Origin of the sequence: Sediminicola arcticus, from assembly GCF_040566695.1 — a bacterium.
Classification (GTDB): Bacteria; Bacteroidota; Bacteroidia; order Flavobacteriales; family Flavobacteriaceae; genus Sediminicola; species Sediminicola arcticus.
In genome coordinates this window covers 525,073-541,244 of the sequence record NZ_JBEXAE010000002.1, presented here as the reverse complement: position 1 = coordinate 541,244, position 16,172 = coordinate 525,073, and the positions used below count along the sequence as shown (strand labels likewise).

General features: G+C 37.8%; 16 protein-coding genes. 9 read left to right on the top strand and 7 right to left on the bottom strand.

Annotated elements, in window-relative coordinates:
• Positions 1 to 30 precede the first annotated feature (30 nt).
• Together ribH and ABXZ36_RS06245 are read right to left on the bottom strand one after the other, a co-directional pair.
• Positions 31 to 513: a 6,7-dimethyl-8-ribityllumazine synthase gene (ribH, locus tag ABXZ36_RS06250; RefSeq protein ID WP_354614635.1), complete on the bottom strand. Its 483-nt coding sequence runs from the start codon at positions 511 to 513 to the stop codon at positions 31 to 33.
• A 3-nt stretch (positions 514 to 516) separates the two neighbouring features.
• Entirely contained in the window at positions 517 to 1,281 is a 765-nt protein-coding gene (locus ABXZ36_RS06245; protein WP_354614634.1) for a tetratricopeptide repeat protein, read from the bottom strand.
• Between the two features lie 124 nt (positions 1,282 to 1,405).
• Between ABXZ36_RS06245 and recF the strand changes: the two genes are divergently transcribed.
• From recF to ABXZ36_RS06230, 3 genes are read left to right on the top strand one after another with little or no spacing between them, the layout of a single operon-like run.
• The gene (recF, locus tag ABXZ36_RS06240) at positions 1,406 to 2,485 is read left to right on the top strand and encodes a DNA replication/repair protein RecF (RefSeq protein WP_354614633.1); all 1,080 of its coding nucleotides are present in this window, start codon (positions 1,406 to 1,408) and stop codon (positions 2,483 to 2,485) included.
• 1 nt (position 2,486) lies between these two features.
• Positions 2,487 to 2,906 (top strand): hypothetical protein, encoded by a 420-nt coding sequence (locus ABXZ36_RS06235; protein WP_354614632.1) that lies wholly within the window; start codon positions 2,487 to 2,489, stop codon positions 2,904 to 2,906.
• On the top strand, positions 2,906 to 3,202 hold the full coding sequence (locus ABXZ36_RS06230; RefSeq protein ID WP_354614631.1) for a DciA family protein: 297 nt from the start codon (positions 2,906 to 2,908) through the stop codon (positions 3,200 to 3,202). The genes ABXZ36_RS06235 and ABXZ36_RS06230 overlap by 1 nt, the downstream gene beginning before the upstream one ends.
• Before the next feature lie 53 nt (positions 3,203 to 3,255).
• On the opposite strand, the gene ABXZ36_RS06225 is transcribed toward ABXZ36_RS06230, so the two are convergent.
• Both ABXZ36_RS06225 and ABXZ36_RS06220 read right to left on the bottom strand, forming a co-directional pair.
• The gene (locus tag ABXZ36_RS06225; protein ID WP_354614630.1) at positions 3,256 to 3,675 is read right to left on the bottom strand and encodes a nucleoside-diphosphate kinase; all 420 of its coding nucleotides are present in this window, start codon (positions 3,673 to 3,675) and stop codon (positions 3,256 to 3,258) included.
• Positions 3,676 to 3,726: 51 nt separating this feature from the next.
• Positions 3,727 to 4,755 carry an alkaline phosphatase D family protein gene (locus tag ABXZ36_RS06220; protein ID WP_354614629.1) on the bottom strand — a complete coding sequence of 343 codons (1,029 nt, stop codon included), beginning with the start codon at positions 4,753 to 4,755 and terminating at the stop codon, positions 3,727 to 3,729.
• A gap of 79 nt (positions 4,756 to 4,834) precedes the next feature.
• Between ABXZ36_RS06220 and ABXZ36_RS06215 the strand changes: the two genes are divergently transcribed.
• The 3 genes from ABXZ36_RS06215 to ABXZ36_RS06205 are packed head-to-tail and all read left to right on the top strand — an operon-like array spanning position 4,835 to position 7,536.
• The gene (locus ABXZ36_RS06215) at positions 4,835 to 5,851 is read left to right on the top strand and encodes a DHH family phosphoesterase (protein ID WP_354614627.1); all 1,017 of its coding nucleotides are present in this window, start codon (positions 4,835 to 4,837) and stop codon (positions 5,849 to 5,851) included.
• Complete coding sequence (gene gldI, locus ABXZ36_RS06210; protein WP_354614626.1) at positions 5,848 to 6,402, top strand: gliding motility-associated peptidyl-prolyl isomerase GldI; 555 nt, start codon at positions 5,848 to 5,850, stop codon at positions 6,400 to 6,402. Before ABXZ36_RS06215 ends, gldI begins: the two co-directional genes overlap by 4 nt.
• Positions 6,403 to 6,414: 12 nt before the next feature.
• The gene (locus tag ABXZ36_RS06205; protein WP_354614625.1) at positions 6,415 to 7,536 is read left to right on the top strand and encodes a peptidylprolyl isomerase; all 1,122 of its coding nucleotides are present in this window, start codon (positions 6,415 to 6,417) and stop codon (positions 7,534 to 7,536) included.
• 100 nt (positions 7,537 to 7,636) lie between these two features.
• Here ABXZ36_RS06205 and ABXZ36_RS06200 read toward each other — a convergent pair whose 3' ends face one another.
• Positions 7,637 to 8,098, bottom strand: coding sequence for a CBS domain-containing protein (locus ABXZ36_RS06200; protein WP_354614624.1), 462 nt, complete (start codon positions 8,096 to 8,098; stop codon positions 7,637 to 7,639).
• Between the two features lie 96 nt (positions 8,099 to 8,194).
• Positions 8,195 to 9,655, bottom strand: a complete 1,461-nt coding sequence (locus tag ABXZ36_RS06195) for an aminoacyl-histidine dipeptidase (protein ID WP_354614623.1) — start codon at positions 9,653 to 9,655, stop codon at positions 8,195 to 8,197.
• Positions 9,656 to 9,780: 125 nt separating this feature from the next.
• Here ABXZ36_RS06195 and ABXZ36_RS06190 point away from each other — a divergent pair, with 125 nt between their 5' ends.
• The 3 genes from ABXZ36_RS06190 (at position 9,781) to ABXZ36_RS06180 (ending at position 15,205) form a co-directional block, all read left to right on the top strand.
• Positions 9,781 to 10,848 carry a DUF3810 domain-containing protein gene (locus tag ABXZ36_RS06190; RefSeq protein WP_354614622.1) on the top strand — a complete coding sequence of 356 codons (1,068 nt, stop codon included), beginning with the start codon at positions 9,781 to 9,783 and terminating at the stop codon, positions 10,846 to 10,848.
• An 83-nt stretch (positions 10,849 to 10,931) separates the two neighbouring features.
• Positions 10,932 to 13,883 (top strand): amidohydrolase family protein, encoded by a 2,952-nt coding sequence (locus ABXZ36_RS06185; protein ID WP_354614621.1) that lies wholly within the window; start codon positions 10,932 to 10,934, stop codon positions 13,881 to 13,883.
• Between the two features lie 29 nt (positions 13,884 to 13,912).
• Complete coding sequence (locus ABXZ36_RS06180; protein WP_354614620.1) at positions 13,913 to 15,205, top strand: amidohydrolase family protein; 1,293 nt, start codon at positions 13,913 to 13,915, stop codon at positions 15,203 to 15,205.
• Between the two features lie 76 nt (positions 15,206 to 15,281).
• On the opposite strand, the gene ABXZ36_RS06175 is transcribed toward ABXZ36_RS06180, so the two are convergent.
• On the bottom strand, positions 15,282 to 16,094 hold the full coding sequence (locus tag ABXZ36_RS06175) for a DUF6503 family protein (protein WP_354614618.1): 813 nt from the start codon (positions 16,092 to 16,094) through the stop codon (positions 15,282 to 15,284).
• Positions 16,095 to 16,172: the final 78 nt, after the last annotated feature.

Sequence of the window (16,172 nt, the reverse complement as noted above, 5' to 3'; positions counted from 1 at the left end):
CGATGATCCTTAAGTCAATATCGAGAATACTTAGTTGCCTAAGGCAGCCATCTTAATAGCAGCTATTGCAGCTTCCGACCCTTTGTTTCCGTGAATCCCACCACTGCGATCAATAGCCTGTTGCAGGGTATTGTCGGTCAAGACACAAAAGATAACAGGTGTATCAGTAATTACATTTAGGTCTTTTATACCTTGAGCTGTGGCACTGCATACAAAATCAAAATGCTTAGTCTCGCCTTGTATTACGCTTCCAATAGCAATAACGGCATCCACACTTTGGGTAGTAATCATTTTTTTACTTCCAAAAACCAATTCATAACTTCCGGGAACGTTCCAACGAATAATATTATTCTTAGACGCCCCACAATCCAACAATGACTCCATAGCGCCATTGAACAAACCTTCCGTTATTTCTGAATTCCATTCTGAAACAACAATCCCAAACCGAAAATTTTTCGCGCTTGGGATTGTTGCCTTATCGTATTCCGATAAATTTTTATTAGCAGTGGCCATTACCTATTGTCTTTGGGAATTTCCAATAAAAGCATCTATCATTCTAGCTTCGTCAGAAGAAGCATAATCGTCCTTAATTCTTTGAAAATATTCCAAAGCTTTATCACTTTGGTTTAATTCCAACGCTGTAATACCTGCCTTGTATAAAAATTTAGGGGCTGTAAAACTATTATCACTGTGTGCTACAGCTTTCTCATAATATGAAAGTGCATCTTCCGACTGGTTCAATTGCATAAAAGCATCTCCAAGACCTCCTTTTGCAAGAGCACCCAATATAGAGTCATCAGAGGAAAAGTCCTCTAAATGATTAATAGCTTCCTGATAATTCTTCATATTCAAATAAGCCATACCAGCAGAATAATTTGCAACATTCGCTGCCTTTGTACCGCTGTACTCTTTAATAATATCCAAAAATCCGTATTTGCCTTCTGCTCCGTTAAGTGAAAGCGTAAACAATGAATCGCGCTCTGTAGTGCTGTTCAATGCCTGATCGAAATATTGCTGTGGATAATACATTTCATTATCGGCACTTGCCTCTTTTGGTTTCAATACAAATTGATTGTAGGCTAAATACCCCAAAACCCCTACCGCGATGACACCAATAACAGCTAGAATGTAGTTTTGGTTGCGGGAAACCCACTCTTCAGTCTTAGAAGCACTTTCGTCCAGAGTACTAAAAACTTCGGCTGTTGTACTGTTCTGCTCATCCAATTCAATCTCTTCAGCTTTACTCTTTGGTTTGTAACCTCTCTTATTGTATGTTGCCATTTTTAAATTTATTGATCGCGCAAAAATAAAGTTTTTATTGAAATCCGAAAGGTTATTTATTCGTTATTTTTCGATAATTTGCACGATCCTTAGCTATTGAAAAATAAAACTGTTACCTCACGGAATGTTTCTGAATAAATTAGCACTTATAAATTATAAAAATTTCGACTCCCAAAACTTCGAATTTGATCATAAGATAAATTGTTTTGTAGGGCCCAATGGAATAGGCAAAACCAATATATTGGATGCTATTTACCACCTTTCTTTTAGTAAGAGTTACTTCAACCCAGTGGCTACCCAAAATATAAAACACGGGGAAGATTTTTTTGTCATTGATGGGGAATATGAAAAAGACGGCAGGGAGGAAAAAATCATCTGTAGTTTAAAAAAAGGCATGAAAAAGGTCGTGAAGCACAACGGAAAAGCCTACGACAAGCTCTCTGACCATATTGGTTTTCTGCCTTTGGTAATTATATCACCGGCAGACAGGGATCTCATTATTGAGGGGAGTGATACCAGGAGAAAGTTTATGGATGGGGTCATTTCCCAATCGGACAAGTCATACCTGTCCTCATTGATGAGTTACAATAAGGTATTGGCCCAACGAAATTCCCTTTTAAAATACTTTGCCGTCAACCATACTTTTGACCGCACCACCTTATCTGTTTACAATGAGCAAATGGAGAAGTATGGTGCAGAAATTTACACTAAGAGAGTGTCCTTCCTAGAAGCATTCATTCCTATTTTTAGGGAACAATACGAAGTAATCTCTGGCGGTAAAGAACTCGTTCATATCAATTATGATAGTAAATTATTGGACCATGATCTTCTTTCCCTATTGGATGGAAGCTTAGATAAAGACAGAGCCCTTCAATATACCTCAGTTGGAGTCCATAAGGATGACCTCAACTTTGAAATTGAAGAGTATCCTATTAAAAAATTTGGTTCTCAGGGACAACAAAAATCTTTTCTGATTGCCTTAAAATTAGCACAGTTCAATTTTATAAAAAACCAAGCAAAAACTACCCCAATTTTACTTTTGGATGATATCTTTGACAAACTGGACGAAAACAGGGTGGCGCACATAGTTTCTCTAGTGGATGATGATTATTTTGGGCAAATATTTATTAGTGATACCCATGCCGACCGCACAGAAGAAGTTGTAAAAACAATCCATAAGTCCTATAAAATTTTTAAATTATAATATGAGAACATTCCTGTACATTTTTGCTCTTATATGCTTACTAAGCTGCCAGAGGACTATTTCCGAAAGTGATCTGAGCAAATTAAACGGCTATTGGGAAATTAGCGAAGTGGAATTCCCAGACGGCAACACAAAAGAATATAAAGCCAATACTACCATAGATTTTATTGAAATAGCAGGTTTCAAAGGTTTCAGAAAAAAGGTACAGCCCACATTCGAAGGCACCTATTTTGCCAATGATGATGCAGAATCCTTTTTAATCATGCAAAAGGAAGACTCCTTTGAGTTACATTATAAGAATAACTATAGCGAATGGAGCGAAATATTGGCAGCCTTATCGGACAATACATTTTCGGTAATCAATAAAGAAGGAATTACCTATCACTACAAAAGGTACGAACCTATAAATATTAATGAATAATGGGCAAAAGAAAGAACGACAACATTCCATTAAGTGAAGCGCTGCAAGAATTCATTAAAGTGAATAAATTGCAGACCGGCATGGATAAGGTAAATGTTCGGGATGCTTGGGCCAATCTTATGGGTAATGGGGTAAACAATTACACAACAGCCATAGAATTGAGAAGTGAAACGCTTTTTGTTTCCCTCTCCTCTTCTGTTCTCAGGGAAGAATTGAGTCATGGAAAATCAAAAATAATCACCATGATTAACGAAGAAATGGGTAAGGAATTGGTTAAAAAATTGGTTTTGCGCTAATAAAAAAGCCTACAAGAAATCCTTGTAGGCCCTCAGTAGATTTTGGTCTTCTACTAGTATATTTCTCTTCCAGCAAAATGAAAAGCACCTTCTAGAGCTGCATTCTGATCACTGTCCGAGCCATGCACTGCATTTTCTCCTATAGAAGTTGCGAACAATTTACGGATAGTACCCTCAGCTGCATCAGCAGGGTTTGTAGCACCTATTAGAGCTCTAAAATCTTCCACTGCATTTTCTTTTTCTAAGATAGCAGCTACAATTGGTCCACTAGTCATAAATTCTACTAATTCCCCGAAAAATGGACGCTCTTTATGAACACCATAAAATTCTTTTGCGTCCCTTAAACTCAACTGCGTATACTTCATAGCAACAATTTTAAAACCTGCAGAAGTAATTTTTTCCAAAATTGCACCAATATGACCATTTTCAACCGCATCGGGTTTGATCATAGTAAATGTCCTGTTTGTAATCATCTCTTTTAAAATTTTGCGCAAAAATACGTTTTATTCATTAACCCACAAGCCTTAATAGTTTTGTTCTAGTTCCCCCAACAATTCACCATCATCCCCAATCATCTTGAAGAGCACCTTTTTTTTACTAAAGTCAAAATCTAAAAGCCCAAAGCTTTTCTTAGAAACCACCTCTCCAACCCTGAATGGATTAGGTTCTCCAGAAAAACTAGCATATACATGGGTAAGTCCACTACTTGTAAAATCAATCAAGGGATAAGAAAGTCCATCCACCTTAGTCTTGGAAAATTCCGATATATGCCTATCGCCACTCAAAACGACCACTCCCTTTGCCCTGGAGGAGACTATTAAATTTTTCAAATGATCAATTTCATGAGGGAAATTTCCCCAGCATTCAAACCCATGCTCATTAGACAGGAACTGTATACTACTAACAATGATATTAAAATCTGCCCTAGAAGAGTTCAATCCCTCTTGCAACCATGCCCATTGTGCTGTTCCTAAAACGGTTCCTTCTCCATACGAGTTGGGTTTGTTCCTTTTACTTGTTTCTCTATCAGGGGTTAGGGCAGTTCTAAAAAATCTTGTATCTAAGACAAGTACCTTAATACTTCCTTCTGACGTAGTGTAATCATGACTCGCGTATACCCCTTCCCTACTCCGTCTGGGACTATCCTTGGGAACATCCATAAAATCCAGAAATTCTTGCTGACTGGCTTTCTTCTCTTTAAACTCTACCCCTCCATCATTTAACCCATAATCATGATCGTCCCAAGTACCTATAACGGGTACTTTACTTTTTAGAAGAGCATATTCCTCTACCCTATCCTGATCCAAATACATGGCCCTTAGCTTCTGCATATCATCAGTATCTGCATAGATAATGTCTCCTCCCCAAATCCAAACATCGGGATCCGTAGCCAATACGTCATCCCATAAAAGATTGTTTACATTACTTTTATTGCAAGAGCCAAACGCTATGGTAAAGTCTGATTCTATTAATTGTTGGAGAACAACTTTTTTGTTGGTTTTACATCCCAGTAACAGGAAAAGTAAAACAAGTGGAAAGCTGATTTTTTTCACAGATTTTTATTTTATTTGCAGTTACAAAAATAGGGCTTTAAGAATTAAGTCTATGTTATAAAATTGTATCTTTGCACCCATGAATTTACAGCAAATAGAAGCTACTAAGGTAATATTATCCTCGCCTCAAAAAATTGTTATTGTACCACACAAAAATCCGGACGGAGATGCTATGGGTTCAACTTTGGGCCTTTACCACTATTTAAAAAACAGAGGGCAGGAAGCAACAATAATTTCACCGAATGATTATCCCAAGTTTTTAAAATGGATGCCTGGCCATGAACATGTTGTGAATTTTGAAAAAGATACTCTTCATGCCAAACAACTAATTTCAGAGGCCACAATAATATTCACATTGGATTTCAACCATCTTGGAAGAATTGACCAAATGAAGCCCTTTTTGGAAGAGGCCAAGGCTACTTTTATAATGATAGACCATCATCAGGCTCCAGGTGACTATGCAGATCTCATGTATTCAGATGTGAGCATGAGCTCTACCTGTGAAATGGTATATAATTTTATAGAGTTCTTGGGTCATAAGGATCAGATCAATTCAGATATTGCCAATTGCCTTTACACGGGGATTATGACGGATACAGGTTCTTTTAAGTTTCTCTCTACAACAAGCAGAACGCATAGGATTGCTGCCGATCTAATAGACAAAGGTGCCAACAACACTCAAATCCACAATAAGGTTTTTGATACCAACACCCCAAGTCGCCTACATCTTTTAGGATGTGCCCTTAAAAATATGGTGATATTAGAGGAGTATCATACGGCCTATATCACTTTAAGTCAGGAAGAACTAGATGGCAATCACTATAAAAAAGGGGATACAGAAGGGTTTGTAAATTATGGACTAACCTTGGACGGAATTTGTTTAGCAGTTATTTTCATTGAAAACAAAGAAGATGGTATTGTCAAGATATCCTTTAGATCCGAAGGTGATTTCTCTGTGAACGAATTCGCCAAAAAGCACTTTCAAGGTGGTGGACACACCAACGCCGCTGGAGGGAAAAGTGATGTTTCTTTAGAAGACACAGCTGCGTATTTTGTATCACTACTAGACAACTATAAAGAACAATTGAAAGCATGAAATATTTTTTAGCCCTTTTAGTCTTGGGAATATCCGTGGTGTCCTGCCAAGAAGCAGAACCAAGAAGACCCCTAGAAGTAAGAACAGGTAGTTTTTTCAAAGAAACTATAAAACGAAACAAAGAGCTGCTTGCAAAAGAAGAAAAGCTAATCAATGGAATCATAGCCAAGGATACCGCACATAGCTATCAGATTAGTTCTAAAGGCTCATGGTATTACTATGATGTCAAAAATGATTCTGTCACTTATACCCCAAAACCTGACGATCTGGTGAGTTTCACCTATAATTTGAGAAGTTTTTCCAACGACACTATTTATACTAGTGAAGAAATGGGCACCATACAATACAAGGTGGATAAACAAAACCTATTTCCCGGTTTAAGAAATAGTATAAAACTTTTGAAGGAGGGTGAAACCGCTACCTTTCTATTCCCCTCTTCCCTAGGCTATGGCTACCATGGAGATGAAAAAAAAATAGGCACCAACATACCCATAAAATCAACCATAACTCTTTTAAAAATAGAAAAACAACAAGACAGTATCCAAAATTAAATGTATTTAAAAATGAAGAAAACATATTTATTATTTGTGGTGGTAGCCATTGCACTTAGCAGTTGTAAATCTAGTAAACATGCCGATTTAGGGGATGGGATTTTCGCCAATATCCAAACAAATAAGGGCGATATCATCATTAAATTGGAAAGCGAAAAGACCCCTATTACCGTTGCTAATTTTGTCTCCTTAGCAGAAGGGACCAGTCCATTTGTAAGTGACAGCTTAAAAGGTAGAAAATATTATGATGGACTGGTTTTTCATAGAGTAATAAAAGATTTTATGATCCAAGGAGGTGATCCTACGGGTACCGGAAGAGGAAATCCAGGTTATAAATTCAAGGATGAGTTTAATGATTCCCTTACACATTCCAAAGCTGGCATACTCTCTATGGCCAATTCTGGACCAACCACTAACGGAAGTCAGTTTTTCATCACTCATAAAGAAACCCCATTCCTAGATGGAAGACATACCGTTTTTGGTAAGGTTGTAGTTGGCTTGGATGTTGTTGATAGTATTGCCAATGTAAAGACTTCCTTAGAACCCATGACAAAAGATAGACCTATTGAAGATGTGGTAATGAACAAAGTAGAGATTATCCGAAATGGAAAGGAAGCCAAAAAGTTTGATGCGGTTAAAATCATGACCGATTATTTTGCAGAAGAAGAAGCAAAAGTAAAAGCCATGGAAAAAATGAAGGCCGATTTCTCCGCCGAAATTGAGAAACAGAAAGCAGAAGCAGAAACATTTGCTTCTGGATTACAAATATATAGCATACAAAAGGGAACTGGAGAATCTCCAAAAATAGGTCAACAAGTAAACGTATTCTATGCCGGTTATTTAGAATCTGGAGAATTGTTCGACAGTAACGTAGAGGCTGTAGCCGTAAAATATGGCAAATTTGACGCTACAAGAAAAGAAGAAGGCGGATATGACGCTATGCCCATGGATTATAGTCCTGAGGCAAGGTTAATAGCTGGTTTCAGAGAAGGATTATTATCTATGAAGGTAGGTGATAAAGTACGCTTATTCATTCCGTCTCATTTAGGGTACGGACCTTCTGGTGCAGGGAATGTAATTCCACCAAATTCCGATTTAGTATTTGATTTGGAAATTACGGGAATGTCAGAATAACCAAGTTTATTAGGCATAAAAAAAGCTCGCAAATTGCGAGCTTTTTTTGTTTTAGGAATATCAATTCAGGAGTAAATTCAATAAGCAACTCCAAGATTTTCTACCAACTTTGTGACTTTAATTCTATAGTTGCCTTAAGAATGTCCATTTGGGATATCTGACCCACCAAAACACCGTTCTCTACAATAGGAAATCGTCGTCTTTTGGCCTTCAAAAATTTATTAGCGGCATCAAATATATCCATATTACCATCTATGGTCTCTACATTAGAAATCATATGTTGGCCAACGGTCCTTGTCTCTCCCGGTAAATTGTGATACTTGCTTTCACTGATGTGTTTGATACAATCTCCCTCAGAGATCATTCCAATAAGTTCATAATTATCATTCACGACCGGTCCACCGGATATCCTGTAGTTGATCAATTGGACTATTACCTCTTCCACAGATTGTTCTGCTTTAAAGGTGATCAATTTTTTAGTCATATAATCACTAACCTTCAACGAGACATCATCCTTTACTTCCCGCAGTTTCATTGGCCCTTGAAAACTCTTGATTCCCATAATTAGCTCTTTTTAAGACAAACCTTAAATTACTAATTATAAGCGACTTATGCAATAGCATTACGTTAAATGTTCATATTGACCAGTAGACCACTTTTATGTCTTGGGAATATCTTTTAATATTTCTAATAAAAAATTCCAAAACTTTTGCACCGATGGAATACTTACCCTTTCGTCTGGGGAATGGGCTCCTTTTATAGTTGGACCAAAACTGATCATATCCATATTAGGATAATTTTTTCCAAGAATTCCACATTCTAATCCAGCATGGCAAGCAACAACATTGGCACTTTCACCAAAGACCGCTTTGTATTTCTTTTCTAACACGTTTAAAATAGCCGAATCTGGATTGGGATTCCACCCAGGATAATCGCCACTTAGGGACACCTCACACTTTGCTAGTTCAAAAGCACATTTTAGAGAATTTGCTAAATCCAATTTAGCGGTATTTACGGAAGACCTCGTTAAGCACATTACTTCCAATAAGCCATTTTTTACAGTCACCCTAGCTATATTATTAGAAGTTTCCACCAAGTTGTCCATTGCTGTGCTCATAGCATACACACCATTTTTTGCAGCATAGATGGCTTTTATTAATTTTAACTGAGTATCTAATTCCATGATTAAAGTAGGCAAAGCACTCTTCTCTAAAGCTATTTCTAGATGAGATTCTGTATACTTTAGTTCATCTTTAATAATTTCCACCAAATCCGATATCGCCTTTTCAAAATGAATCTTATGCTTTTCATCTACCACCACCACAGAAAAACTTTCTCTTGGAATAGCGTTGCGTAGACTACCCCCATTAATTTCAGAAACTCCAACCTTAAAATCTTCACAAGCCATATACAGCAACCTGTTCATTATTTTATTAGCGTTTCCAAAACCTCTATGGATATCCATACCACTATGTCCTCCTTGCAACCCTTTCACAGTGATTGTATAGGCCAAATGATTCTTGGGAACGGCTACCTCCTTATATATTCTTGTTGCTGTAACATCAATTCCCCCTGCACAACCTATGTCTATCTCATCATCTTCTTCCGTATCCAGATTCAATAATATTTCGCCTTGCAATACGCCTCCCTTGAGTCCCATAGCACCCGTCATCCCCGTTTCTTCATCAATCGTAAACAAGGCCTCTAATACAGGATGGGCCACTGATTCACTTTCCAATAAAGCCATAATGGCAGCAACTCCCATACCGTTATCAGCCCCAAGGGTTGTTCCTTTTGCCTTTACCCAATCCCCTTCAATCTTCATCTCTATTCCTTGGCTATCAAAATCAAATACAGTGTCTGTGTTTTTTTGGTGCACCATATCCAAATGCGACTGTAGCGTAACCATTTTTCTATTCTCCATCCCTGCGGTAGCAGGTTTGCGGATAATCACATTACCAACCTCATCTTTAAAAGTCTCCAATCCCAATGAAGTCCCAAAATCCAACATAAATTTTATAACTCTTTCCTCTTTTTTTGAGGGCCTTGGAACTGCATTTAAATCTGCGAATTTGTTCCAAACATTAACGGGTTCCAATTGACGTACTTCTTTATTCATAAGTTTTATAAAATTGAACTCAAAAATACACATTGAAAAAACACTATCCCATAGTTATCCCCATTTAACAATTAATTAGAGCATTGATCTACAAATACTAATTCTGATTGGTTATTTTTGATTCGATGAACAACCGATTAAAAAATAGTATTGCCCTATCCATAATCCCGCAAATAATTCTGGTTAAATGGATAGGACAATACCCAAGATTCATAGAATCGTATTATAGTTTAGGATTGTACCAATTCCTATCTAAAATCTCTAGAACTATTTTTGGATGGCTCCCTTTTTCAGTTGGGGATATCATTTATGCCTTGTTATTCTTGGCCATCGTACGTTATTTAATTTTGAACATAAAAAAAATAAAACAACAGCCCAAGTCCTTTATCCGAAATATTTTTGTGGTACTCTCCACTGCATATTTCACTTTTCATCTTCTTTGGGGTCTAAATTATTATAGGGTTCCTTTAAACGAGACGCTATCTTTGGAAGAGACCAACAGCAGACAAGCCTTGGTATCGTTTGTTGAAAAGTTGATAGACAAAACAAATAAAACCCAAGTACTCATTACTGCAGACAGTACACTAATGGTTACGGTACCTTATTCTAAAAAGGAAATACTGGAAAAAACCATAAAAGGCTACGAAGAGTTAAATTCACAATATTCCATATTTAACTACCAACGCCCTAGTCTCAAAACTTCTCTTTTTAGCACTGGCCTTTCCTATATGGGTTATGGAGGTTATTTAAATCCATTTACCAACGAGGCACAAGTAAATGCCTTACTTCCAAATTTTAGGTTTCCGGTAGTCGCAGGCCACGAAGTGGGTCACCAATTGGGCTATTCAGCTGAAAATGAGACGAATTTTATTGGGTATCTAGTGACTGTCTCCAATAGGGATATGTATTTTAAATATTCTGCTTATGCCTATGCCCTTGCCTATTGCCTTTCTGATATTAAGAAAAGGGACGAACCTACATTTAAAAGGTTATTGGGAACCATAAATAGTGGCGTAAAAATGAATTACAAAGAGATCTCCGATTTCTGGTCGACCTATGAAAATCCTACAGAACCCGTGTTTAAATCTATTTTCGATACCTTTTTGAAGGCCAATAACCAGTCTAAAGGTATTGAAAGCTACAATGCAGTGGTATCTCTCCTCATAAATTACCACGAACAACACCCATTATAGTGTTAAAGAAAAGTGAATAGGCGTTAAAAGAATCTTAAGAATTCTACCTTTAAAGAGACTAATTTAAAAACACCTATATAAAAATGAAAATGCGACTTCTAGTCTTGACCATATTATGGTCGAGCACAACTTTGTTTGCACAAGATTATTTTCCTAAAAATGATGGCGTAAAAACAACAAACAACAACTACACGGCATTTACCAATGCAAAAATTTATGTAACCCCAACACAGATTATCGATGGTGGTACATTACTAATCCAAAATGGTAAGGTAGTACAGGCAAGTAAAACGGTAACCTTACCAAAAAGCACAATAATTATTGACTTAAATGGAAAATCGATCTATCCTTCATTTATAGATATCTATTCCGATTTTGGAGTTGAAAAACCAAAAAGAGCCAGTGGAGGTGGAAGAAGCGGAGAATATGAGCCATCTAGGGAAGGTTACTATTGGAATGACCATGTTATGCCTGAAAATAAAGCAATTTCGGTCTTCAAGTACGATGATAAAAAAGCCAAGGAAATACGTGATGCAGGCTTTGGGGTGGTTAACTCCCACATTCAAGATGGTATTGCTCGCGGAGCGGGAATACTAGTAGCCTTAAATGGAGGTGGCAATGATGCCGATAGAATCTTGGATGATGCTTCTGCACAATATTTCTCTTTTGATAAGAGCGTAGCCAAAACCCAGTCCTACCCTGGGTCATTAATGGGAGCAATGGCTCTATTGAGACAAATGTACAGCGATGCCGATTGGTATAGTAAAGGCAACTCCAAAACCAAGGATCTTTCTTTGGAAGCCTTGAACAAAAACAAGGGGCTAATATCCATTTTTGAGGCAAAGGACAAAGGAAATGCCTTAAGGGCTGATAAAATTGGGGATGCCAACAACATACAGTATGTCATCCTAGGAGGAGGAAACGAATACGAGAGCATTAATGAAATAAAGGGCACCAACGCTAAATTTATTTTACCATTAAATTTCCCGGATGCCTATGATGTCTCTAACCCTTACCAAGCGTCCTATGTTACATTGGAAGATATGAGATATTGGAACCAAGCTCCTGCCAATCCCAAAATAATGGAAGCTAATGGCGTTTCATTCTCCTTGACACTACACGATTTAAAATCTCCAGCTGCTTTTAAAGATAAATTGATGCAGGCCATAGAAAATGGACTTTCAAAAACAAAGGCACTAGAAGCATTAACCACAGTGCCAGCAAGTATTTTAGGTAAATCAAGCAGCATTGGATCCCTCAATCCAGGAAGCTATGCCAACTTCTTGATTACCTCAGGAGATATTTTTGACAAGGGCACCACACTTTATGAAAACTGGGTACAGGGAACAAAAAATATTGTAAACAGCAAGGATCAAAAAGATATCCGTGGAGATTATGACCTAGCCATTGGTGGCGTTACCTACAAGGTGGCCATTTCAGGAGAGGTCAACAAACCAAAATCAGAAATCACCCAAGACACCGTTAAATTGAAGTCAAAAATCAGTTTTGACGATAACTGGTTGGATCTTAGCTTCAACACAGATAAAGGTGAAAAAATTTATAGAATGACTGCCCTGGTAGTTCCTTCTTCTGATAATATAAATGGTCGCCTTGTGCTACCAAATGGAGATGAGTCTTCCTTTAACGCCCTGAAAACAAAAGCCTTTACCGAGAAAAAGGAGGAGAAGAAAGACAAGGAAGCACGTGTAGTGGTTCCAGTTACCTATCCTAACGTTGGTCATGGTTATGCCTCTAAACCGGTACAAGAAACCATGTTGTTTAAAAATGCTACGGTATGGACTAGCGAAGACGCTGGGATATTGGAAAATACTGATGTACTTATAAAGAATGGAAAAATTTCTAAGATCGGAAAAGATCTAAGTTCCAGTGGGGCTAAGGTAATAGACGCTACCGGAAAGTACCTTACTGCTGGTGTTATTGATGAACACAGTCATATCGCCGCTCTTGCAGTAAATGAAGGAGGACAGAATTCTTCTGCAGAGGTGAAGATGGAGGACGTTGTGGACTCAGAGGATGTTGGTATTTATAGAGACCTTGCAGGTGGGGTCACTTCTATTCAAATACTACACGGTTCTGCAAACCCTATTGGAGGTCGCTCGGCAATAATAAAACTTAAATGGGGAGAAACTGCAGATAAGATGATTTATAGCAATTCCCCAAAATTTATAAAGTTTGCTTTGGGTGAAAATGTAAAACAATCCAATTGGGGAAGTTTTAATCGTTTTCCACAAACCAGAATGGGGGTTGAGCAGGTATTTATGGACTATTTCCAAAGAGGAAAGGAATACGATGCTAAAAAGAAAAGCGGTCAGCCATTTCGTTATGATGAGGAAATGGAAGTCATTGCTGAAATCTTAAATGGAGAGCGTTTTATTAGCTGTCATTCTTATGTACAAAGCGAAATAAATATGTTAATGAAGGTTGCCGATAAATTTGGATTTAGGGTCAATACCTTTACACATATCCTTGAAGGGTATAAGGTTGCCGATAAGATGGCGGAACATGGAGCAGGAGCCTCTACCTTTAGCGATTGGTGGGCTTATAAATTTGAAGTAAATGATGCTATCCCTTATAATGCAGCCATCATGCACAGCCAAGGAGTAACCGTTGCCATAAACAGTGATGACGCAGAAATGTCCAGAAGACTAAACCAAGAAGCTGCTAAAACTGTAAAATACGGCGGCATGACTGAATTGGAGGCTTGGAAAACCGTCACCATTAATCCTGCTAAATTATTACACATAGATGACCGTGTTGGTAGTATCAAAGAAGGCAAGGATGCTGATGTAGTCTTATGGAACAACAGTCCATTGTCTATTTACGCAAAAGCGGAAAAGACAATCATTGATGGAGCTGTATATTTTGATTTGGAAAAAGACAAGCAACTGAGACAATCAATAGATCAAGAACGCAATACATTGATCAATATGATGTTGAAAGAAAAAGACGGGGGTAGTGCAACTCAAACTCCTGTAAAAAAAGAAAATAGACTACTTCACTGTGATAGCTTATAATAAAAGTCTAAAACTTAAAGATAAAAGAAATGAAAATAAAAACATATTTACCCTTACTCCTTTTGGCAATGGCAAGTTCTCTTGTCCTTGGACAGCAGACTCCTGCTTCTCCACAAAATGAAGCAATAACCATAACAGGTGCCACAGCCCATATTGGGGATGGTACAGTGATGGAAAACAGTACCTTGGTTTTTGAAAATGGTAAAATTACTGCATTAGGCGGTGCTGATACACCAACAAAAGGGACTGTAATAAATGCCAGTGGCAAACACATTTATCCTGGATTCATAACGCCTTGTTCCTCTTTGGGACTTGTAGAGGTAGATGCAGTTAGGGCCAGTGACGACCAAGATGAAATTGGTGAAATGATACCCCATGTGCGCAGTTTAATTGCTTACAATGCCGAGTCTAAAGTTATAGAAAGCATGCGTCCCAATGGCGTTTTATTGGGGCAAATATCTCCAAAAGGAGGCAGAATATCAGGGACCTCTTCCATTGTTCAGTTCGATGCATGGAACTGGGAAGATGCCGCGGTTAAGACAGACGACGGAATACATTTAAACTGGCCAAGCACCTTTAGAAGAGGACGCTGGTGGGAAGGAGAATCTAGAGGCTTACAACCGAACAAAGATTATACAAAAGACGTAAGTGACATTGAGGTTTTTGTCCAGAATTCTTCTGCATACAATAAAGGAACCACCAATGAAAAAAATCCAGTTTTTGATGCTATGAAAGGGGTTTTTAGTGGATCTCAAAGAATGTTCGTTTACGCCAATGGTGAAAAAGAAATGATTGATGCAGTTACTAATCTTAAGAATTGGGGAATCAAAAATGTTGTTATTGTTGGAGGTTACAACGCCTTAAAGATTACCGACCTTTTAAAAGAACACAATGTTCCCATATTGGTCAACCTGCCTCATGGTCTTCCAAGCTTGGACGATGATGATTACGATCTCCCTTACAAATTGCCAAAATTATTAACCGATGCTGGCCTATTAGTTGGAATTCAAAATATTGACGCAGCTAATTTCCAGGCTCGGAATCTACCCTTTTATGCCGGGCAAGTGGCAGGACAAGGATTGGACAAAGAAAAGGCATTAGCCCTTATCTCTTCTAATACAGCAAAAATTCTGGGAATAGATGATAATTACGGTACTTTGACAATAGGCAAGAGTGCTACCCTCTTTATTTCTGAAGGTGATGCTTTAGACATGCGCACCAATAAACTGAGCCATGCCTTTATAGACGGACGCATGTTATCATTGGAAACGCACCAAACAGAATTATGGAAACGATATATGGGAAAATATAACGGAAAATAACCCCTTCCTTTATCAATTAAAAATCCCTGTAGACAAGTGTTCTTGTTTACAGGGATTTTCTTTTATTGGGCAAGCGCTATTTTTGGATCTTTCCTTCCACAAAATTTGCTTGAGGAGTCTTTTCAAAGAAAGAATCGGATTTTGCTGTTTCACTCAAGATAACATTTTCAAAGGGAACCCTATTCTGACTTTCTTTCATAGTCCTACCATCATACGAATACCAGGACATGGATTTTGGCAAAACAACATCGGACACTTTCATCCAGTCATCATATCTAATCCATTTTACATTATCGGACCTTTCCCCACTTCTATAACTTACCGTGTACCCCAACCAAGCCATTTGCAAAGTCTCAGGATCATAATGGATGTAATATTCATCCTTATAAGAGGTTCCAACCCCTGGATTGTAAGAAATACTAATTCCTGGATAGGTTTTACCCTCAAACAATACATCTTCTGCACTACCGTAAACAATTCCATCATCGGCCAGCACAAACGGCATAGCGTAAAAATAAAACATCAAATTATGATAGAAAACGGGGTCGCCTTTGTACGAATTATTAGTATCCAATAACCAAACCTGTTCTCCATCAAATCCCATAGAAAAATCAGGGCTTTCTACTTTATCCATTCTGGAATATAGGTTCGTGGTATGAGTTTCTGTATTTCCAGGCTTAGGAATATCATATGCTAAGCTTTTTTTATTTTTCCAATTTTGTAGTCCGCCATGGGCATCAAAAATTTTCACCAGACCTTGGGGATAAGTGCTAAGATCTATCTGCTTCACTTCAGTTATTTCTTCAACCTCCATAACGGTTTGCTCTTTTTTCGCTTCCTTACAGGATACTAAACCTATAAAGAGCGTCACCAGTACTGCGTATTTCATGCTGTCTTAATTTTGTATTTTACAATTTGTCGTAAGCGGAGGTGTTAGTTTACGGGATTAGATTATTTTTGTACCAAT

Bases quoted from the DNA above. Each gene is read 5' to 3' on its own strand.
- ABXZ36_RS06200 (WP_354614624.1), bottom strand. From the start codon at position 8,098: ATGGGAATCAAGAGTTTTCAAGGGCCAATGAAACTGCGGGAAGTAAAG.
- ABXZ36_RS06175 (WP_354614618.1), bottom strand. From the start codon at position 16,094: ATGAAATACGCAGTACTGGTGACGCTCTTTATAGGTTTAGTATCCTGT.
- ABXZ36_RS06190 (WP_354614622.1), top strand. From the start codon at position 9,781: ATGAACAACCGATTAAAAAATAGTATTGCCCTATCCATAATCCCGCAA.
- ribH (WP_354614635.1), bottom strand. From the start codon at position 513: ATGGCCACTGCTAATAAAAATTTATCGGAATACGATAAGGCAACAATC.
- ABXZ36_RS06235 (WP_354614632.1), top strand. From the start codon at position 2,487: ATGAGAACATTCCTGTACATTTTTGCTCTTATATGCTTACTAAGCTGC.
- ABXZ36_RS06215 (WP_354614627.1), top strand. From the start codon at position 4,835: ATGAATTTACAGCAAATAGAAGCTACTAAGGTAATATTATCCTCGCCT.
- ABXZ36_RS06180 (WP_354614620.1), top strand. From the start codon at position 13,913: ATGAAAATAAAAACATATTTACCCTTACTCCTTTTGGCAATGGCAAGT.
- ABXZ36_RS06195 (WP_354614623.1), bottom strand. From the start codon at position 9,655: ATGAATAAAGAAGTACGTCAATTGGAACCCGTTAATGTTTGGAACAAA.
- gldI (WP_354614626.1), top strand. From the start codon at position 5,848: ATGAAATATTTTTTAGCCCTTTTAGTCTTGGGAATATCCGTGGTGTCC.
- ABXZ36_RS06205 (WP_354614625.1), top strand. From the start codon at position 6,415: ATGAAGAAAACATATTTATTATTTGTGGTGGTAGCCATTGCACTTAGC.
- ABXZ36_RS06245 (WP_354614634.1), bottom strand. From the start codon at position 1,281: ATGGCAACATACAATAAGAGAGGTTACAAACCAAAGAGTAAAGCTGAA.
- ABXZ36_RS06185 (WP_354614621.1), top strand. From the start codon at position 10,932: ATGAAAATGCGACTTCTAGTCTTGACCATATTATGGTCGAGCACAACT.
- recF (WP_354614633.1), top strand. From the start codon at position 1,406: ATGTTTCTGAATAAATTAGCACTTATAAATTATAAAAATTTCGACTCC.
- ABXZ36_RS06230 (WP_354614631.1), top strand. From the start codon at position 2,906: ATGGGCAAAAGAAAGAACGACAACATTCCATTAAGTGAAGCGCTGCAA.
- ABXZ36_RS06225 (WP_354614630.1), bottom strand. From the start codon at position 3,675: ATGATTACAAACAGGACATTTACTATGATCAAACCCGATGCGGTTGAA.